General features: G+C 46.9%; 1 protein-coding gene. It reads left to right on the top strand.

Translation table 11 applies throughout. The annotated features are described in order from the left end of the window. Window positions 1–26: 26 nt before the first annotated feature. A complete protein-coding gene (locus AC3E9V_RS10405) occupies window positions 27–23,414 on the top strand; it encodes a T9SS type B sorting domain-containing protein (RefSeq protein ID WP_488753127.1) in 23,388 nt (7,795 codons plus the stop codon). Window positions 23,415–23,416 lie beyond the last annotated feature (2 nt).

Raw genomic sequence — 23,416 nt, 5'->3', positions numbered from 1 at the left:
ATGGGTATATTATCACCTCAACAGTTATGAAAAGTTATTGGAATAAAGTTCTACTATCCGTTTTTTGTCTTCTGTCATTCCAGCTCGTTCAGGCCCAGGAGAACTGTACGAATGGGGTCGATGATGATGGAGACGGATTCATAGATTGCTATGATAATGAATGTTCGGGCGGAGCCAGCTGTTCGGACTTTTATTTTGGCAATAGTGTACTATGTCAGGACACAGCCTCTGTCACCAGCTTCACCATTCGCACCGAATGGGTTTCGGCAGACGAAACAGCCAACAGCCACGCCACCCCTACCGTTGGTGATATCGACCAGGATGGCACACCGGAAATTGTTGTAACAAACCGACAGGCGCAAACAGTAACTGTTCTTGATGGTGTGACGGGAAATACGGAATTTCAGATCAACCTGAGTTTCGAACCGGAAAACGGGTTGGTTTTAGCAGACCTTGCAGGTGATGGGTGTGCTGAGATCATAGTGGTTGAGAATTTAGGTAATGATATAGCCGTTTTTGACTGCCAGGGAAACCCGGTGTGGTCCGGAACATCCACCCGGAATAATATAGGTCTGCCTGGTGTGGCTGACTTTGATGGTGACGGCAGTGCGGAATTATACTATAAAAACGAGATTAGAGATGCTCTGACAGGCACCATTCTGGTGACAGGCAGTGGCAACTGGTGGCGAGACTATGTGCATGGTCCTATTGCCATCGATATAGTAGGTGACTCTGACCTGGAACTCATCACTGGGGATAACATCTGGTCAGTAGATCTGGGAGCTGGTACGCTGACCAGCGTAAGGGATATGGATACGGATCTGGCTTCCAGTGGTTATTCAGGATCTTACCACCCAAAATACTACTCCTCCTGGAATGACCAGTGGAGCGCTATTTCCGTTGCAGACTTTAACCTGGACGGAAATGTGGATGTCCTGACATCCGGCGCACTCGGAAGCGGATACTGGGGACAGACCTCAGTTTTCTTCTGGGATGTTACTAACGGAAACGTAGAGGTTTACCAGGATGCTAATTTTGCACGGGGAACCGGAAGGATAAACATAGCCGACGTTGATGGCGATGGTTTTCCGAATGCCACCTTCATCATGGATCAGATCCTGTACTCCCTGGAGTTGGATCAGGTCAGTGGGGACCTGGTAGAAACATGGACAATAGGAGTAAAAGAAGGTTCATCAGGGTTCACAGGATGTTCCCTGTTTGACTTTGACGGGGATGGCGCTTTTGAAACCGTATATCGAAGTGAAAAATCACTTCTGATCATTGATGGTAAAACGGAAGCCATCAGAAGCGAACTTACCTGTATTTCCAGAACCCAGGAAGAATATCCTGTTGTAGCAGATGTGGACGGTGACGGAGCTTCAGAGATCTGCGTTACCTGTTATACCAGTGACGCTACTCCCTTTGACCCGTACAGCAATACCCAGTATGCCCATGTAAGGGTCTTTGGCGCTGACGGGGGTGATGTATGGCAGCCATCCAGGTCCGTATGGAATCAGCACGGCTATTTCAATGTAAACGTCAATGACGACCTTACCATTCCTGTATCACAGCAAAATCATACACAGGTATTCTCAACTGATGTTTGTACCACAGGAGACAACAGGGTACTAAACACGTTCCTTAACCAATCTCCCCTGGTTGATGATGAAGGATGTCCGTCTTATGTCTCTCCTGACATTGACCTGGCCGGAGATAGCCAGATCACGCCAACCAATTCCCTATGTCCGAATACGGAATTTGAAGTAAGTTTTCAAATCACCAATTCCGGGGACGCAGATATATCCGGACTTTTGCCTATCTCTTTTTATGCTGGTGACCCAACTACAACAAACTCCACATATTTAAACACAGAAAATCATGTGCTGAATAATTTTCAGATTGGCGAAACCGAAACCATCACAATGACCGTAGAGGGTGTTGGCGGAGAGTTTGAGCTTTTCATTGTTGTGAATAATAACGGCCAACAGCCCCCTATCACCCTGAACTCATCCGGAATCCCTGAATGTGATTTTCAGAATAACATTGATTCAGCACCGGTCACTTATGATGTTTTCCCGCTGACTGTCAACAAGTTAAGCGATAACTTAAAATGCGTAGATAGTTTAGCTAATAATGGTTCTGCTGAAGCCTATTTTGAAGGGGAAGCCGGAGGCGAATTTGAAAATATCTGGTTTGAAGACTTTGATAACCTGGCCGACGGAACACAAAATGACAACTCCGACGACTCGCAATGGAGCTCCTCTCCTACCAGCACACCAAGCTTTTACGGGGTGGACGAACGGTCCGGAAATAAAGGCTTCAGGGTATGGAATACCGGAGGACAGTATGAAGCCAACCCATTAACCTGGTCATCTGAAATGATCGATATATCAGGACATACCGATGTATCCATTAGCGCAGACATGTTTGCTGATGGTCCTTTAGAAGCTTCCGGAAGGTGGAGGGATGTCATGCGGGTTTACTACAGCCTGGATGGCGGAGCTAATGTCTTAATGAGTGAAGGCTATGGAGATTTTGGATTCCAAAGCGCTTCGGCATCAGGCCTAAACGGATCCACTTTGCAGATTATTGCAACGATGCACTCCACAGCAGACAATGAAAAGTTTACACTGGATAATGTTGAAATCTCAGGGACAACAGCTTTGGTTAATAAGCAATGGACAGAAGCAGATGGGTTTGAGTTTGACTGGTACAACCAGGGTGATTTTTCTACTGTATTGCATACAGGTAGTGTTTATTCCACAATGGCAGAAGGAACTTATTCTGTAATAGGTACGGCTCCTACTGTCAACCCCTGTCTCTCAGATACCGTAGAAATCACCATCATCCGGGAGCAGATCACCTATGATGTAGAAGTATTCGAGATATCCCCGTTGACAGATTGTGCAACACCAAATGGTATATTGTCTGCTTTTGCTTACACGCAAACCGATGGAAGTGGAAATCCGATAGACACACTAACTGAGGCGGATGGTTTTGATTTTACCTGGTTCATTACCTCTGAAGGTGTAACTCCGGTTGGTACCGGGGATACGCTCACTAATTTGGAAGCAATTGGGTACTCCGTTCAGGTAGTAAACAACAATAATGGCTGTACCGGAGCCAGTTCTTCGCAGGTTGTTACCTCCAGCTTAACCATCCCTGACCCTGCGGATATCGATGTAGACTTCACCCATGTCACTACCTGTAACGGCACCGGTGAGCTGGCAGCCAGTGTAGATGGCGACACGGACGGGTACAGCTTTGAATGGTTTGAAGGTTCAGGAGGAGGTACCTCGGCCGATTACTTTACGGCCACCATCACCGGTATCTATCCCGGGTTTTACTCGGTAAGAGTAACCGACCAGTCTTCTTCCTGTACCAGTGATGTAAAGATCGTAGAATTACTGGATAACAGTACAGCTCCTCAGCCAGCGCTTACCATCAACTCGCATAACACCTCGTGCGATACAACTGCATACACCGGATCAGTATCTGCAGACGGGGATGGGGCAGGAACCGTTTCAGGATATTCATTTAAGTGGTATTCAGGAACAACCACCGCACAAGCTAATTTACTTCCCGGGGACGAAGTGCCTTCAGCAACAGTATCAGGTAGTGAAGGAGAAACACTCAACGGGTTGCCGGACGGGATCTACACCGTAGCTGTTAAAAAAAGCGGATGTGAGGTAACCAGAACCGTAGAGATCCTCGATCAGTCTGATGCTCCTTCGTTCAATGGCATTACCCAGGTAAATGCCGGATCCGCCATCAATTTCAGTAACAAATCCTGGATTGAGGTCCCTCAAGCCATAGACGGCTGGACAGAAATTACCATCTCATATTGGGCCTACCTAACCCCGTCACACTATGGGAATGATAATGTGATCTTCACTTCCGGAAATGAGGACATAGCTCTTTGGACAAGTGATGCTCTTGGGATAGCCTTTGCTATAAGAACACAAGGCGCTGGTACTTCTGGTTCGATACAGACGGGCTACAAGCCTACTGGTTGGACTCAGCTTACCGGTGTCTGGAGTCTTAATGATCTTGATGGGGATGGGATCGCCGGAGACATGTTCCTGTATGCAGATGGTGTACTTATCGGCACAGACAATTACACAGGAAATGGAAATGGCCTGGCAAATGGTGGGTCTATCATGTCCATTGCTTATGATTCAAACCGGGGAACAAACAAATTTGAGGGACGAATTGATGAGTTCCGGGTGTATAACCGGGCATTCTTACCAGATGATGTCCAAAATGCCGTATGTGAAGATACGGATGGAACTGAGGATGGACTGGTTCTTTACTATGATTTTAATGGACTATCCGATACAAGTGACGGAGCAAACATTCCAAATGTTGGAACATCGGTAAATACTGAATCCACTGTTGCCAACGGCCAGTCCGGGGCCTATTTTGATGGAACAGTGCAACTACAAGCACAGGGATCTATAGCCTATGCTACCTCTAACATCAATTGTCCGCTGGGGATATCTACCCCAAACACCACTTGTGATGTATCCACTCCAAATGGAGGAATTGACCTGACAGGCCGTGTAGACCCTACAGGAGCAAACTATAATTACATTCTCTATGATGGCTACACAACTGATGATACGCTTGCACAACAAACCAGCCCGGTATTCACAGGACTGGCTTCCGGGTTTTATGCCGTAGAAGTAGTGGATACGGATACCGATTGTAGTACCGGTACTTTGACATTTGCTATTGTAAATGTGCCGGACTTACCTGCCATCAACCTGACTATCACAGACGATGTGGGATGTAACACCACCGGTCTTGGTGAGATCTTTGCTCAATCATATTCTGATAGCAGTGAACCATCCTCCTATACTTATGAACTTTTTGATGGAGCAGCATTTACCACTCCTATCGGGTCTCCGGTAACCGTTGCTGATGGATCTGCCGGACATACCTTCACCGGTCTGACTGACGGTACCTACCGGATCCGGGTGACCAATGATGACACTCAATGTGATTTTTACGAGGATGCGTTCATAGACGATGTTCCTGTCACACCTACCTTCCAGTCCATTTCAAAATTTGATAATACTGCCTGTGTAGGTGGAAACGGACTGATCTCTGCTCAAATGACGGGAGGCAACGGTGACTTTACCTTTACCTGGTATGAAGGATCTACCACTTCAGACCCTGTACTTACGGACTCTACGTCTAATGAAATCACAGCATTAAACGCATCAGGCGCATCATCAGGTACTTACACGGTAGTGGCTACCAGCACCATTACAGGATGTTCTACAGCTCCTCAAACCCGCACCATCATCAATAATCCTACTTATCCGGATGTGACGGTATATGAAGTGCAGCCACAATCAGGTTGTGGATCAAGTGCCGGTGCTTTAAATGGTATTGCCGCTGCATTCGTAACGGACGGGACCCTGGATTCGCTTACGGAGGAAAATAGTACCTACGTATTTGAGTGGTTTGATGATAGCATGGTCTCAATTGATGATTCATCTACAACTACAACCGGATTACAAGCTGGTATTGTATATACTGTGAGGGTAACCCACCCTGCCACAGGTTGTTTTACTGAAGAGACGATCACTATCAGTCAGGATCCGATTGCACCTGTACTCTCCGAAACATCTACCTCGCCAAACACAGGATGTAATACTACCTCTTACGATGGTGAGATCCTTGTAGGTGTCTCTTTCGATGGCTCAACAGTTACATCTCCAAGCAGCAATGGATACACCTTTGAATGGTTCTTCTCTGATGGAACCCAGGTGACCGATGGAGGAACAATAACCGGAAGCAGTACTGAAAACCCTACCGGATTATATGGAGATACCTACAAAGTAGTCACTCAGGCGCCGAATGGATGTGATGCTGATACCTTAACGGTGATCCTCGGAGATTCACCAGCCATCCCCGCTGCCACAGCCAGTGAAGAAGAGCCCAATACCAGCTGTCTTGTCGGCAATGGACAGGCAATTGCCGATGGTGATGGATCAGGTGGAGTAGCAGGATACACCTTTGAGTGGTTCCTTGGCAATAGCACGGACCCTGCTGATTCACTCCCCGGAACGGCAAACCCTAACGCTTTTTTGGTGGACGATGCTCCATACCATTTAGGAGGCCTCGACCCTGGCACTTATACGGTACAGGTTACCAATAATACGAATGGATGTTCTACAACCACCACAACCCAGGTTACAGATGCCAAAGAAGATCCGCTGGTCGTAGATGAAGATTCCATAGTGGTCACCAACCAGACTTCCTGTGATACTACCGCCTATGGTGGCTCGATAGACATCTCTAATATTGTGGATAATACCACCTCAGCAGAAGTGGGAAATGAAAACGGAAGTTTTGAGGATCCAAGCATTATCAACAATCCGAATACAGGTGATTTTAACCCGGACTCCGGTTCTAACAACTGGTATGGATTCCCTACCGATATCAATAATCCCGGAGCAGGATACTATTCAGAGGACATTATCCCTGGCTGGGTAACAGACGACCCATGGAATGTACTCGAGATCTGGCGATCCGGAAACACAAGCAACGGCTATACTGCTTATGAAGGCGACCAATGGGCCGAACTGAATTCTGAAACAAATAGCGCATTATATTTTGATGTCAATACGGTTCCGGGGACAACTATGATCTGGCGTTTTGCCCATCGCGGACGAAATACTACAGATTGTATGGATTTAAATATCGGTTCTTCACTGACCCCGGGAAGTCTCGTCAACCAGGGTAATTTCTGTACAGGTACGGCCGATTGGGAGGTTTACGAAGGTACGTACACCGTCCCTGACGGCCAATATTCTACTCGTTTTGAATATCGATCAACAAGCGGCACTCCTCAGGTAGGAAACTTTATCGATGGAGTCGAATTCTTTATCGATCCGTTTACCTTCGAAGGTGAGTTGGCTGACGGTTCAGGTACCCCTATCTCAGACCCGGAAAACGATGGGTTGTTTGAAAATCTACCGGCAGGTAACTATCAGTTTACTGTAAAAGATAACTATACAGGTTGTGAATCTGACATCATCTATGTCACTGTAGAGGATGACACAGAAAGACCTCTGTTTGAATTTGATGCTACCAACTCTCAAGACAACACTGTATGTGACTCAACCATAGCAGGTGGCTACAACGGACAAGTGGCTGTAGCCAGACAAGATGGCAACCCGGATATAAGCGACTATACATTTACATGGTATGACGGAGCGAACACCTCCTCTCCTACCATATATGATGACAGTACACCTGGCCTCCTGCAGAATATCCCGGGAGGTACTTATACAGTGACTATTGAAAATCTGACCTCTGATTGTGATACAACATTTCAGGTTAGTATTGTGGATGATGAAACGGATCCTACTTTTAATGATCCTGTAATAGATGTAACAGCCGTAAACATGACCGACTGTGATGGTGGACTTAATTACCCTAATGGTGGGCTGACCATCGACCTTTCGGCAATCACAGGTTCAGGTAACTATACCGTAAACTACTACTATGGTGGTTCGGTGCTCCTTGCAAACCAGCTCACTGTGGATGGATCTACAGATATCTTTACTGAAAAAGGTACTGCCGGTACGGCGAACATCAACATCTCGGAAACTACCGATAACTCCACCTCGGCTTCCATCACAGGAGTTGATCCGGGGGATTATACCATCGAAGTAATTGATAATGGGACAGGATGTATTGCCGCGCCGGTTACTGTGACAGTAGGCACAAACCCTGCCGTAATCTCTGTCAATGGCACTATTGACCAGCACCTCACCGTCTGTGTGCCGAGCACAGTAGATCCTAACGGTCAGATTACTGTTACTCCTACTACTGCCGGTGGTGAACCGGCCGGAGGATACGATATCCAGTGGTACTTTGGTTCCGGTACTTCCAATACACTAGATCCTTCTGATCTGACTGATGGGGATGCACTGGGTACTTCAGCATCAGCTACGGGAGTCACCACCCTGACCACTACCGGACTGGAAGATGGCACTTACACTGTAGAAATAATCAATGTTGATACCAGGTGTTCCGAAACCGAAGAGTTTACGATCAATGACAATTCTACTGATCCGACATTCGCGGCTCCATTAACAGATGTAACAGCCGTAAACATGACCGACTGTGATGGTGGACTTAATTACCCTAATGGTGGGCTGACCATCGACCTTTCGGCAATCACAGGTTCAGGTAACTATACCGTAAACTACTACTATGGTGGTTCGGTGCTCCTTGCAAACCAGCTCACTGTGGATGGATCTACAGATATCTTTACTGAAAAAGGTACTGCCGGTACGGCTAACATCAACATCTCGGAAACTACTGATAATACTACATCGGCTTCCATCACAGGAGTTGATCCGGGGGATTATACCATCGAAGTAATTGATAATGGGACAGGATGTATTACCGCGCCGGTTACTGTGACAGTAGGCACAAACCCTGCCGTAATCTCTGTCAATGGCACTATTGACCAGCACCTCACCGTCTGTGTGCCGAGCACAGTAGATCCTAACGGTCAGATTACTGTTACTCCTACTACTGCCGGTGGTGAACCGGCCGGAGGATACGATATCCAGTGGTACTTTGGTTCCGGTACTTCCAATACACTAGATCCTTCTGATCTGACTGATGGGGATGCACTGGGTACTTCAGCATCAGCTACGGGAGTCACCACCCTGACTACTACCGGACTGGAAGACGGTACTTATACCGTAGAAATAATCAATGTTGATACCAGGTGTTCCGAAACCGAAGAGTTTACGATCAATGACAATTCTACTGATCCGACATTCGCGGCTCCATTAACAGATGTAACAGCCGTAAACATGACCGACTGTGATGGTGGACTTAATTACCCTAATGGTGGGCTGACCATCGACCTTTCGGCAATCACAGGTTCAGGTAACTATACCGTAAACTACTACTATGGTGGTTCGGTGCTCGTTGCAAACCAGCTGACCGTAGATGGAACAACCGATATCTTTACTGAAAAAGGTACTGCCGGTACGGCGAACATCAACATCTCGGAAACTACCGATAACTCCACCTCGGCTTCCATCACAGGAGTTGATCCGGGGGATTATACCATCGAAGTAATTGATAATGGGACAGGATGTATTACCGCGCCGGTTACTGTGACAGTAGGCACAAACCCTGCCGTAATCTCTGTCAATGGCACTATTGACCAGCACCTCACCGTCTGTGTGCCGAGCACAGTAGACCCTAACGGACAGATCACGGTCACTCCTACTACCTCAACAGGTGAACCTGCGGGTGGATACGATATCCAGTGGTACTTCGGCTCGGGTACTACCAATACCCTCGATGCTTCTGATCTGACTGATGGGGATGCACTGGGTACTTCAGCATCAGCTACGGGAGTCACCACCCTGACCACTACCGGACTGGAAGATGGCACTTACACTGTAGAAATAATCAATGTTGATACCAGGTGTTCCGAAACCGAAGAGTTTACGATCAATGACAATTCTACTGATCCGACATTCGCGGCTCCATTAACAGATGTAACAGCCGTAAACATGACCGACTGTGATGGTGGACTTAATTACCCTAATGGTGGGCTGACCATCGACCTTTCGGCAATCACAGGTTCAGGTAACTATACCGTAAACTACTACTATGGTGGTTCGGTGCTCCTTGCAAACCAGCTCACTGTGGATGGATCTACAGATATCTTTACTGAAAAAGGTACTGCCGGTACGGCCAACATCAACATCTCGGAAACTACCGATAACTCCACCTCGGCTTCCATCACAGGAGTTGATCCGGGGGATTATACCATCGAAGTAATTGATAATGGGACAGGATGTATTACCGCGCCGGTTACTGTGACAGTAGGCACAAACCCTGCCGTAATCTCTGTCAATGGCACTATTGACCAGCATCTCACCGTCTGTGTGCCGAGCACAGTAGACCCTAACGGACAGATCACGGTCACTCCTACTACCTCAACAGGTGAACCTGCGGGTGGATACGATATCCAGTGGTACTTCGGCTCGGGTACTACCAATACCCTCGATGCTTCTGATCTGACTGATGGGGATGCACTGGGTACTTCAGCATCAGCTACGGGAGTCACCACCCTGACCACTACCGGACTGGAAGATGGCACTTACACTGTAGAAATAATCAATGTTGATACCAGGTGTTCCGAAACCGAAGAGTTTACGATCAATGACAATTCTACTGATCCGACATTCGCGGCTCCATTAACAGATGTAACAGCCGTAAACATGACCGACTGTGATGGTGGACTTAATTACCCTAATGGTGGGCTGACCATCGACCTTTCGGCAATCACAGGTTCAGGTAACTATACCGTAAACTACTACTATGGTGGTTCGGTGCTCCTTGCAAACCAGCTCACTGTGGATGGATCTACAGATATCTTTACTGAAAAAGGTACTGCCGGTACGGCCAACATCAACATCTCGGAAACTACCGATAACTCCACCTCGGCTTCCATCACAGGAGTTGATCCGGGGGATTATACCATCGAAGTAATTGATAATGGGACAGGATGTATTACCGCGCCGGTTACTGTGACAGTAGGCACAAACCCTGCCGTAATCTCTGTCAATGGCACTATTGACCAGCATCTCACCGTCTGTGTGCCGAGCACAGTAGATCCTAACGGTCAGATCACGGTCACTCCTACTACCTCAACAGGTGAACCTGCGGGTGGATACGATATCCAGTGGTACTTCGGCTCGGGTACTACCAATACCCTCGATGCTTCTGATCTGACTGATGGGGATGCCCTGGGAACTTCGGCTTCCGCTACGGGAGTCACCACCCTGACTACTACCGGACTGGAAGACGGTACTTATACCGTAGAGATAATCAATGTTGATACGCAGTGTCCGATAACTGAAGAATTTACGATCAATGACAACTCGATTGACCCGACATTCAATGATCCTAACGTGGATGTGACGGCTGTAAATATGACTGAATGTGCCGGAGGTGACGAATATCCTAATGGAGGATTGAGTATAGATCTGTCTGCAATCACCGGGTCTGGTAACTATACCGTAAACTACTACTATGGCGGTTCGGTGCTCGTTGCAAACCAGCTCACTGTGGATGGATCTACAGATATCTTTACTGAAAAAGGTACAGCAGGTACGGCTAACATCAACATCTCGGAAACCACTAACAATACCACCTCGGCTTCCATTACAGGAATTGATCCCGGGGATTATACCATCGAAGTAATTGATAATGGGACAGGATGTATTACCAATCCCGTTACTGTTACAGTTGGATCCAACCCGACGCTACCTGCATTCCAGGTTGACCCGGGAAATACAAATGATAATTCAGTTTGTAACGTATCGTTAACCAGCAGTGGTGATTACAATGGTCAGATCACTGTGGAAACAACAGATGCAACTGCTGAAAATCTCTACGCTTATGAATGGTTCATTGGCGCTTCAACTGACGCCTCGGATGACCTGATGACCAATGTGCCAACAGCCAGTATTTCCGGAACAGGTGATGTTGCTTCTGAGCTCCCTGGAGGTACTTATACGGTTAGGATCACGGATATGAATCCGGGTGGAAACACTTCCAATAATTGTTCTACCACCATCACCCATACGATTGATGATGTACCGGCCACATTTACCGTAGGTGGAACCCCTAGTAACGTAGACGTTTGTACCGGTGCGCCGAGCTATCCAAATGGTGGAGTTACCGTAACTCCAGCAGGAGGATCAGGAAATTACACCTATGAGTGGTATTATGGAGGAGGCGTGAATTCTTCAAGACTTCTGGATGACCTGTCTGATATTTTCGATCAAAAAAGTATTGCAGGAACAGCATCCGTAGATGTTTCGGGATCAGCTGCTGCTACGGTTTCAGGTTTGAACCCAGGCCAATACACGGTTAGGGTTTTGGATACGGATGTTGGATGTTATTCAACTGCTACTTTTACGGTTGGAGAAGACCCACATGGATTATCATTAGGTGCTTTTACCGGTATTGTGGATCAATATTCATGTGATTCTTCCACTCCTACCGGTGCTGCAACTGCCAATGGAGCTGGGGCTACTGGTACTGAAACTTACGAATGGTACGCAGGAACCAGCGCTTCAGGGCCAGTAGTAGCAGCCACACAAACTGCCACAGGCCTGGATGCCGGGACTTATACCGTGAAATACATTGATGATGCTACCAATTGTTTCGTTACTGCGCAGGTAACAATAGATGAGTTCGAGGTTATTCTTACTCCTGCAACCAGTACCAATACACAGACAAACTGTTCTCCAAATGGAGAAGCACATGTGGATAATACCGTAGTAAGTTTTAACCCTGCCGGTCCTCCTTCAAACTATCCAGGAGCCACACTAACATATCAGTGGTACTATGGCCCTGGAACTACGATGCCTATGACCAATGGTGTAGACCCTGGCAATGGTTCCATACCTGCCGGTGTTACAACAGCTGATCTAACAGGGCTTGTAGCGGGAACCTATACAGTAGTGGTTACAGATACCGAATCAACCTGTACAAGTACTACTGAAACAGTAACAGTTTCGGATGGCGTTTCCGCTAATGCGCCTGATCTTGAATTTAATCCAATCATCATTCCAAACAGTTGTACTGGCATTGGGTCTTTCGAATTTAGAATGGGGACTAATCCTTCCGGAAATTTATTTGCATTTGAAATCTACGAAGGAGCTCAGGACTTTGCCTCTTTAGTTAGTTATCAAGATACTGACAGTCTGACCACAGGCGAAGAACTGGCCTCTAACCCTGGTCAGGCAATTACAGTGACTACTGTGACTGAAAGTACATTTGGTGGCTCTTATAACAACTCCATTGAAGATGTTGTTGCCGGTCTTTATACGGTAGTGGTTACTGATCAGACTACGGGATGTAGATACCAGGAATATTATGAATTACCTTACCTGAATCAGCAAACCACCACCACCATCACGGTAGAAAATGTGGATGAGTGTCCGGATAATGGAGTAGCGAGAGTTGGATTACAAGATGACCCTGGTACTCCGGGATACAATGCAGATGACGTTGATGACATTGATGAGTATATACTTTATCTATATGCCGGAACCGGGGTCCCTGCAGACCGTACAAGCCCATACACCTATGATGGCATACGGTTCCCGTTAAAATACGATGCGGCAGCAGGAACCATTGTGGATGGCGATGATGCTCCCTATGCAAATGGTAATCCACCAGTAAATCCACCCCCGCTGACTGCTGGTGACGAGGCGGAGTTCCACGGATTACCAGCCGGGCCATACATTGCCGTGGCAAGAGAAATACAAAATCCATCCTTTAACCCGATATCAACCGATGAATGCTGGTCTCAGGCTTCATTTGATCAGGAGATCATCGACCTGGCCTATGAACCATTGATTGATGACTTTGACATGGCCCCCAACTCCATTTGCGATGTGGCCACATTTGGAGGAAACGGACAATTATCTGCAACTGCGGTTGAGGACCCTGCTGAAAACATGAATGACCCTGAGTTCCAGCAGCCTGCCGGTTACCGGTTCACCTGGGTGCGGGATGCTGACCTGTTCACTGTGCATACTGAAGATATCTTCACCGAGTCTGCAACATCAACAACCAACGCAGACCTGGAACCTGGAGACTATACTGTAACCATTCAAAGAGCATTTGAATTGACGGATATTACCTACACAGCTGGTACGGGTACATTCAATGAAGGAGAAACGGTAGACTTCATAGGTAGTGGTGCTGTGGGGGTAATTATTACGGATGATCCGGGTGTGGAAATGAACATTTATGTTACTTCAGGCACACCGTTAGCAGGTGATAATATTAGCGGACGGGCATCCGGAGCTACAGCTACAGTGGACCCGGGTGGCGTAACAACCGGCTCAGTTTATTTAAATGGCTGTGAGGTATCGGATACATATACGGTAGATGATGTTCCTGAGACTCATAACATTGTAAATGCTACTGTAGTTGCCTATGATAACTGTGATGCAGACCCTGCCAGCACAATTACCATAAATAATGGTGATATTGAAATTGATGGTGCAGGTCAGCCAGTGGCAGATTACACCTTCCAGTGGTTCAAAGGATCTCTCTCAAATGAGATTACAAGTGAAGTTGGTGTTGGAACAGACGAAGTGATTGACATGTCCGCAGCTGTCACTGCAAATAGTGCTCTAGCACCAATAGCTGATACGTACTTTGTTGTGGCAACCAGCACAGTAGATGGTTGTGTAACTCCTGCGTTTGAAGTTTCAATAGCTGATAACACATCTGAGCCAACTATTTCAATTACAGGTACAACTGATGATGGCAGTTGTGATAGTGATCCGAATGAGGGTGACGGAAGTATTACGTTCCAGGTGGATGCACCTGACTTAGGTACTGATTATGATTTCCAATGGTACGATGACACACCTGCTGCCCTTGTTGATAATGGCACTATTTCCGGCTCTAGCGGCACACTGAATGGAGGAGCTGCAGGAGACTATGTGGCAACACTTAGTGGAATATCTGAAGGTACCTATACACTGGAAGTAATAGATGGAACGGATCCAAACCACACATGTGCCGTAACAACCACGGTGACAGTAAATGAAGTGTCGATTGATCCTACCATTGAGCTCACACCAACATATGTACTCATCGAAGACAATGATAATTGTACTCCGTCTAATGGTTCAATAGAAATTATAGCGGTGAAAGAAGGTGGAACTGATGTAGCTGTTACAGCCGGCAATTACACTTTCCAATGGTTCGAAGACCCACAGGGAGCTAATAATGACATCACTGGATCAGCTGTAAATGGATTAACTGTTGTAGGTAACGGCAATAGGATTCAGGATCTAGCTGGTAATACCTATGGAGTAATTGTTACCAGCACCTCCACCGAATGTTCAAGTGTAGCGACAATAGAAATTGAAGTTGATGCTTTACAGGTAGATCCGGTGGTAAGTTTGTCTTCCAGATCAGCCGATACATACTGCGACGGTACCAACAACACGGGTGATGGTGATATTACCATCAGCATTACTGAAGATGGTGGTTCAGCAATTACACTGGCTGACTACTCCGTGGAGTGGTACAGAGGTTCTTATACAGTAGCTCCGGGTACCGGGGATGCTGACTTCATAGCCGATGATGGGGACGCTGATGATACTAACTCCGGTAATGCCAATGCAGGCTCTGCCCTCGTCAATGGTGACATCCTTTCCCTTGACGGATTGGAAAACGGTACTTACACTGTATTTGTCACAAAAGACAATGGTGACGCCAGTGGAAATGGTAATGAAGGCTGTGATGCCTTCGCTACATTCACCATTGGAACAGACCAGCCGACACTTACGGTAAACCTGACTACAGGGATGACTGTCGTGGATAACGACAACTGTACCCCTGCTGATGGATCCATCACCATCGATGAGATTACTATAGACGGAACACCTACCGCTCTCAATAATACCAGTCCTTACACCATCACATGGACAGCTATCGGGGGTGGTGTAGTTGGGACTTCAGGCGCTGGAGCTATCACTGATGATCAACTCACTGGTGTTGATGCTGGAACTTACTCTTTCTTTATCACTCACAATACTACACAATGTGCTACCGGTACAATCAACGTAGTAGTTGATGACCTGCAAGTTGATCCCGTGATCAGCCTGTCCTCCAGAACAGCCGATACGTACTGCGACGGTACCAACAATACTGGTGATGGTGATATTGCCATCAGCATCACTGAAGATGGTGGTTCGGCGATCACACTAGCTGACTACTCCATCGAATGGTACAGAGGGTCTTATACCGATATCTCTTATCCGGGTACCGGTGATGCTAACTTCCTGCATGATGATGCCGGTACAGCCAGCGGTGCTAATGTTGGCTCTGCTACTGTAGGTGGAGACATCAGAACCCTTAATGGCCTGGAATCAGGGACTTACACCGTGTTCGTCACTAAAGACAATGGCGATACTCCGGGTACCGGTAATGAAGGTTGTGATAACTATGCTACGTTCACCATTGGAACAGATCAGCCAACGCTTACTGTAAACCTTACTACTGGTCTAACCGTAGTGGATAATGATAACTGTACTCCGGCCGATGGATCTATCAGAATCGATGAGATCACTATAGACGGAACACCTACCGCACTCAATAATGCCAGTCCTTACACTATCACATGGACAGCTATTGGGGGTGGTGTAGTTGGTACTTCAGGCGTTGGAGCTATCACTGATGATCAACTCACTGGTGTGAGTGCTGGAACTTACTCTTTCTTTATCACTCATAATACTACACAATGTGCTACGGGCACCATCGATGTAGTAGTTGATGACCTGCAAGTTGATCCGGTGATCAACCTGTCCTCTAAAGCAGCTGATACGTACTGCGATGGCACCAACAACACTGGTGATGGGGATATTACCATCAGCATCACTGAAGATGGTGGTTCAGCGATCACACTGGGCGACTACTCCATCGAATGGTACAGAGGTTCTTACACAGATATCTCTTATCCTGGTACTGGCGATGCTAACTTCCTGCATGATGATGCTGGTTCTGCCAGTGGCCTTAATGTCGGTTCCGCTACGGTAGGTGGAGACATCAGAACACTCGATGGCCTGGAAGCAGGCACTTACACTGTCTTTGTTACTAAAGACAATGGAGATACCCCAGGTACCGGTAATGAAGGTTGTGATAACTATGCTACGTTCACCATTGGAACAGATCAACCAACGCTTACTGTCAGTATGACTACAGGTGTGGCTGTAGTGGACAATGACAACTGTACTCCGGCTGACGGATCTATCACCATCGATGAGATTATTATAGACGGTACGCCTACTGCACTCAACAACGCCAGTCCGTATACCATCAACTGGACTTCTATAGGCGGCGGAGCTATTGGAACTTCAAACCCTGGTGTTTCTATTGCCAATGACCAGCTTACTGGTCTGGAGACAGGTACCTACTCTTTCAACATCTCACATAACACTACACAATGTGCCACAGGCACCATCGATGTAGTAGTTGATGACCTGCAAGTTGATCCGGTGATCAACCTGTCCTCTAAAGCAGCTGATACGTACTGCGATGGCACAAACAACACTGGTGATGGGGATATTACCATCAGCATCACTGAAGATGGCGGTTCAGCGATCACACTGGGCGACTACTCCATCGAATGGTACAGAGGGTCTTATACCGATATCTCTTATCCTGGTACTGGCGATGCTAACTTCCTGCATGATGATGCTGGTTCTGCCAGTGGCCTTAATGTCGGTTCCGCTACGATAGGTGGAGACATCAGAACACTCAATGGCCTTGAAACAGGCACTTATACCGTCTTCGTCACAAAAGACAATGGTGATACTCCGGGTACCGGGAATGAAGGTTGTGATAACTATGCTACGTTCACCATTGGAACAGATCAGCCAACGCTTACTGTCAGTATGACTACAGGTGTGGCTGTAGTGGACAATGACAACTGTACTCCGGCTGACGGATCTATCACCATCGATGAGATTATTATAGACGGTACTCCTACCGCGCTCAACAACGCCAGTCCGTATACCATCAACTGGACTTCTATAGGCGGCGGAGCTATTGGCACTTCAAACCCTGGGGTTTCTATTACAAATGACCAGCTTACTGGCCTGGAGGCAGGTACCTACTCTTTCAACATCTCACATAACATTACACAATGTGCTACAGGCACCATCGATGTAGTAGTTGATGACCTGCAAGTTGATCCGGTGATCAACCTGTCTTCTAAAGCTGCCGATGCCTACTGCGACGGTACCAACAACACAGGTGATGGAGATATTGCCATCAGCATCACTGAAGATGGTGGTTCGGCGATCACACTGGCCGATTACTCCATCGAATGGTACAGAGGTTCTTATACCGATATCTCTTATCCGGGAACCGGTGATGCTAACTTCCTGCATGATGATGCCGGTACTGCAAGCGGTGCCAATGTCGGATCTGCTACTGTAGGTGGAGACATCAGAACCCTTAATGGCCTGGAAGCAGGTACTTACACCGTATTTGTCACAAAAGACAATGGTGACCTCAGCGGTAACGGTAATGAAGGTTGTGATAACTATGCTACGTTCACCATTGGAACAGATCAGCCATCACTTACGGTTAGTATGACCACTGGCGTTGCTGTGGTAGATAACGACAACTGTACTCCGGCTGACGGGTCTATCACCATCGATGAGATTATTATAGACGGTACGCCTACTGCGCTCAACAACGCCAGTCCGTATACCATCAACTGGACTTCTATAGGTGGCGGAGCTATTGGAACTTCAAACCCTGGTGTTTCTATTGCCAATGACCAGCTTACTGGTCTGGAGGCAGGTACCTACTCTTTCAATATCTCACATAACACTACACAATGTGCCACAGGCACCATCGATGTAGTAGTTGATGACCTGCAGGTTGATCCGGTGATCAACCTGTCCTCTAAAGCAGCTGATACATACTGCGATGGCACCAACAACACTGGTGATGGGGACATTACCATCAGCATCACCGAAGATGGTGGTTCGGCGATCACACTGGCTGACTACTCCATCGAATGGTACAGAGGGTCTTATACCGATATCTCTTATCCGGGTCCCGGCGATGCTAACTTCCTGCATGATGATGCTGGTTCTGCCAGTGGTCTTAATGTCGGTTCCGCTACGGTAGGTGGAGACATCAGAACACTCAATGGCCTTGAAACAGGTACTTATACCGTCTTCGTCACAAAAGACAATGGTGATACTCCGGGTACCGGGAATGAAGGTTGTGATAACTATGCTACGTTCACAATCAACAACAACCCTCCTACCATAACCATCCAGGATGCTGACTACACTACGACCCACAATACAAACTGTAGTGGCAGCTACAATGGTGAAATAGTGATCAATCAGATCAGGGAAGATGCGACCATCAATGCAACACTTACTGATTACTCATTTGACTGGACTGGACCTAATGGTTTTACTGGTAATACCAGCACCATCTCTAACCTGGAGCCGGGCACATATACTTTGAATATCGAAAACCTGACTACCGGATGTCCTCCAAGTGATAATAATTATGAATTCACTATTGAGGATCAAAGTGTACAGCCGAATCTTCAGAGGACTGCCAGAACTGCTGACACTTTCTGTGACAATGGAGCTGGTGGTAACGAGGGTGATGGTTCGCTGACAATCAGAATTGTAGAAGACGGAGCCACCGCTACTCTGGGTGAGTACAGTGTAGAATGGTACAGAGGTGCAACTGCCGGCGTACCTGCTGACCCTGAGTTCCTTGCGGATGAAACTACTGCTACAGGTACAAATTCAGGAAATGCGGATGCCGGAACATCAGCTGTTGGGGCAAATATCCTGACCATGAATGGCCTAAGTGCCGGACAGTATACCGTGGTGGTTCAAAAAACCAGTGGAACGGATAACCTCTCATGTACAAGGACAACCACCTTCGAGGTACTCTCCGATCCGACTAACATGACCATCAATCAAGCTTCGGATATCTCATTTGACGATAATTACAACTGTAACAATCCAAATGGCTTTATAGAAATACTTTCGGTAAGAGAAGACAATGCCATTGTCTATACTATTGATAATTATTCTTTCTCATGGTTGAAAGACGGGGTAGCATTTGCCGGAACAATAACTTCCACTAATGGCAGTACAGACAACAGGATCGAAGATCTTGAGGGAGGTACCTACACGGTTACAGCCACTAACGATGTAACCGGATGTACCAACAGCACGGCGATCAACATCACCATCGATGATGTATCTGTGGATCCGCTGATCCAGCTTGCAGGTAAAACCCCTTCTACCCTATGTAACAATGCAGCCAATGACGGAAGCGGTTCACTGGAGGTCTCATTACTGGAAGACGGTGCGGCAGCAGTTATTGCTGACTACACACTCACATGGTATAGGGGAACCTCTATCTCAGCAGCGAATGAGATCTACCCAGTAGATGCGGGATCGAGAGGAACTGCAAATGATGCGAGTGGAGACCTGACTACTCTTGATGGGTTGAGTGAGGGATTTTATACGCTCCACGCTCAAAAAACCGGTGGCTCGCCTAACGATGGTTGTGAAACGATCAGGACATTTGAGATCCTTCTTAATGAGGATATTCCGGTAATCAACATCCCGGATGCACAGATCACGCACAATACCGACTGTAACAATCCTGGTAACGGAGCAATCCAACTGGACGCAGATGACATAGTTGTGGATGGTGTAACTCAAACTGACCTGTCCAACTTCACATGGAGCATTAGTTCTGCAGGTGGTTCAACCATAGATGGTAATGCATCTCCTTATACCCCTGCTTTGGCCGGAGCTTCAACCACCTTCAGTGATCTGAGTGAGGATACCTACACCATTACAGCTACTTCTCTGAATGGCTGTGCCACAACCATCAATGTGAATATCCTGGATCATAGCGTCAAACCGATCATCGACTCCCTCAATATGGTGCCAAACACCAACTGTGTGGATGGAACAAATGCTGTAGGCTCTATAGAGATCCTTTCTATTAATGGAAATGCAGCCAACAATGGAGACTACACCTTCTCCTGGGTAGACGGTGGAGGAACTCCGGTAGCAGGAAATCAACTGCTGGCTGATGTTCCGGAGGATACCTACACAGTGACCGTCACTGACATTACTAACAACTGTACCTATACACAGGAAGTGGATGTAATTAACGAACCTGATCGTCCTGTCTTAATAGACTACTCCACAAAAAGTAACTACTTATGTACTACTCAGGGAAGTGGTGGCTTTAAGATCCTTAGAGTACGTTATCAGGGGGTTAACCTGAGTGTCAATAACTCGGCAGACTCACTGAACCTGGTGAACAACTTTACTGCAACGTTCTATGAGTCTGATGGCACCACTGTGATGGTAGATCCTGTTCCGGGTACACCATTGCGCATGGATAGCCTTTTAGCGGGTACTTACTTCGCTTCTATCAGACTAAATGATTCCAATTGCGAATCGCAACTGGTGCAATTTGACGTGGTAGATGACCTACTGACACCGGCGGTGAGCATTGCACAGGTACAGGCAGACAGTACCTGCTCAGCTACAGCAGCGCCGAATGGCATCTTACTGGCTACCGCCGATAACATAGTGGTGGATTCGCTTTACACCTTTGAGTGGTATGCAGTAGACGGTTCCGGTAACAGAACCGGTGGGGTATTAAGCACGGATGACTCATTGACCAGTCAGGCTCCGGGCAGGTATGAAGTAGAAGTGACCAGCCTCATCTCAAGCTGTAGTGCTACAGGGCAGTTCACACTGCAGAATGTACCTCAAGAGCCGCGCATTGTGGCAATAGATTCTGCCGGGATGACCAGCTGTAATCCATCTGATGCCTTCTACGAGGTTACTCAAATGAGTGCAGGTACTTTGGCGGACTATACTTATGCGTTTTATGATGCTGACCCTACGCTGGGAAATGCTCCTGTACAGGATAGTGCAAACCCGATCCTCTCTTTTGCAGCCTCAGGTTACGATGTAACACCTGGTGATTATTACGTGATCGCCACAAGCATTGCTACCGGTTGTCAATCTGACCCTTACCAGATCACCATTGAGGATAATACCACACCTCCGGTGATCACCATGGTAGATTTCTTACCAAATGAAAACTGTGATCCAAACAATCCGAACGGTTTTATCGAGGTAGCAGCAAATGGTTCTCAGGACGGCAGCTTGTATGACTTTGAGTGGAGAGATTCAGTCGGAAACGTAATCGAGCCTGATAGTATAGCTGCAGTAAACCTGGCTGAAGGTACTTATACTGTAACGGTTACAGACCTGGCTACAGGATGTACCAATAGCAGGGACTTTATATTGGGTGCGGATCCTCTAAGCCCTATCCCACTTGTTACCTCCGTGTCAGGAAATACAAGCTGTATCAACCCGAACGGGAAAGCAGCGGTCTCCATCAACGTTGCATCCGAGGAGCTGCTGCGTAGAGGAAAAGCAAGATCAGATTTCAACTTCTACTGGTTTGATGGGCGGCAAGTTTACGATGATTATCAAAACAATGGAACCGTACCAACAATTGGATCAGCTGACTTTACAGGTACATTGTATGAAGGCCTTGCCGGAGGGGAAGAAGTATATTACACTGTATATGTAACTGACAATACCGATGCATTCTGTACGGGAATAGAGCTTGTTCATATGCCGGATAACTCTAAATTCCCTGTATTCCGGGTAGATATTGTCAATAACGTTACCATTTGCTATCCGGGAATGGAAGATGGCCGGGCAACCATAGGTTATTCAGATAAACCATTGTCTCAATATCGATTTGACTGGTATTTAGGAACTGGAGCATCCATGTCCCTCCTTCCAGGTGGCGATAGTGATGATGTGACTAATATTACCTCAATGGATTCATTAGCGATCGGCGTTTACACCGTAGTGGCTACTGACATTTCTACAGGCTGTACGTCCGAGGCAGAGTTCAACATGATGGATGGAACCAAACCACCTGCTATCCCATCCATTACCGTGGTATCTAACCGAACAAACTGTCAGGTGCCGAATGGTAATGCAATTGCAAGAGTAGATGGCCAGGCAACGGGATATGAATTTGAATGGTACAGAGAAGATGATCCTAACACGTTAGTAGATACTGGTAGTGAGGTCTTCGCACTGGATACCACCACATATCTCGTAAGGGCAACCAACATTCGTACCGGTTGCGAATCAGACCTGGGACGTGTGACCATTACCAATGCCATCATAAATCCTGACTTCATTATAGATGTGACCAATTCGTCGTGTATCAGGGATGAATCAGGAGGTATCGTTCAGCACAATGGAAGAGCATCTGTGCTTCTGGACAGACCTGAAAACTGGCCGGCAAGTGAAGAGTTGGGCATCAGCTCAATAAGCTGGTATGATCCTAACGGAAATCTGAGACTTGAATCTACCAGCGGTGATAAAAATCTGATTGATGCCGAGCCGGGCAGGTGGTTTGTAGAGTTTACAGTGACCAACGGGTGTACCTATTCAGGGGAGTTTGAAATACCTACGGCTATCAAAATCTACAACGGATTGTCTGCCAATAACGACGGAAGAAATGACTACTTCTTTATCGACTGTATCGAATATTTCCCTGATAACAGAGTATCCATTTACAACAGAGATGGATCGATGGTATGGGAAAATAAAGGATACAATAACATCGATGTTCGGTTTGAAGGGCTTAGCAACGTGGGAAGACAAGGATTGAAGCTGCCTGTCGGCACATACTTCTATTTCGTCGATAAAGGCGATGGATCTGATGTAGTTCAGGGTTATTTAGAGTTAGTTCGTTAAAT

The sequence above is a fragment of the Marinoscillum sp. HNIBRBA16962 genome (assembly GCF_057801515.1).
This window is presented reverse-complemented; position numbering and strand designations above follow the sequence as displayed.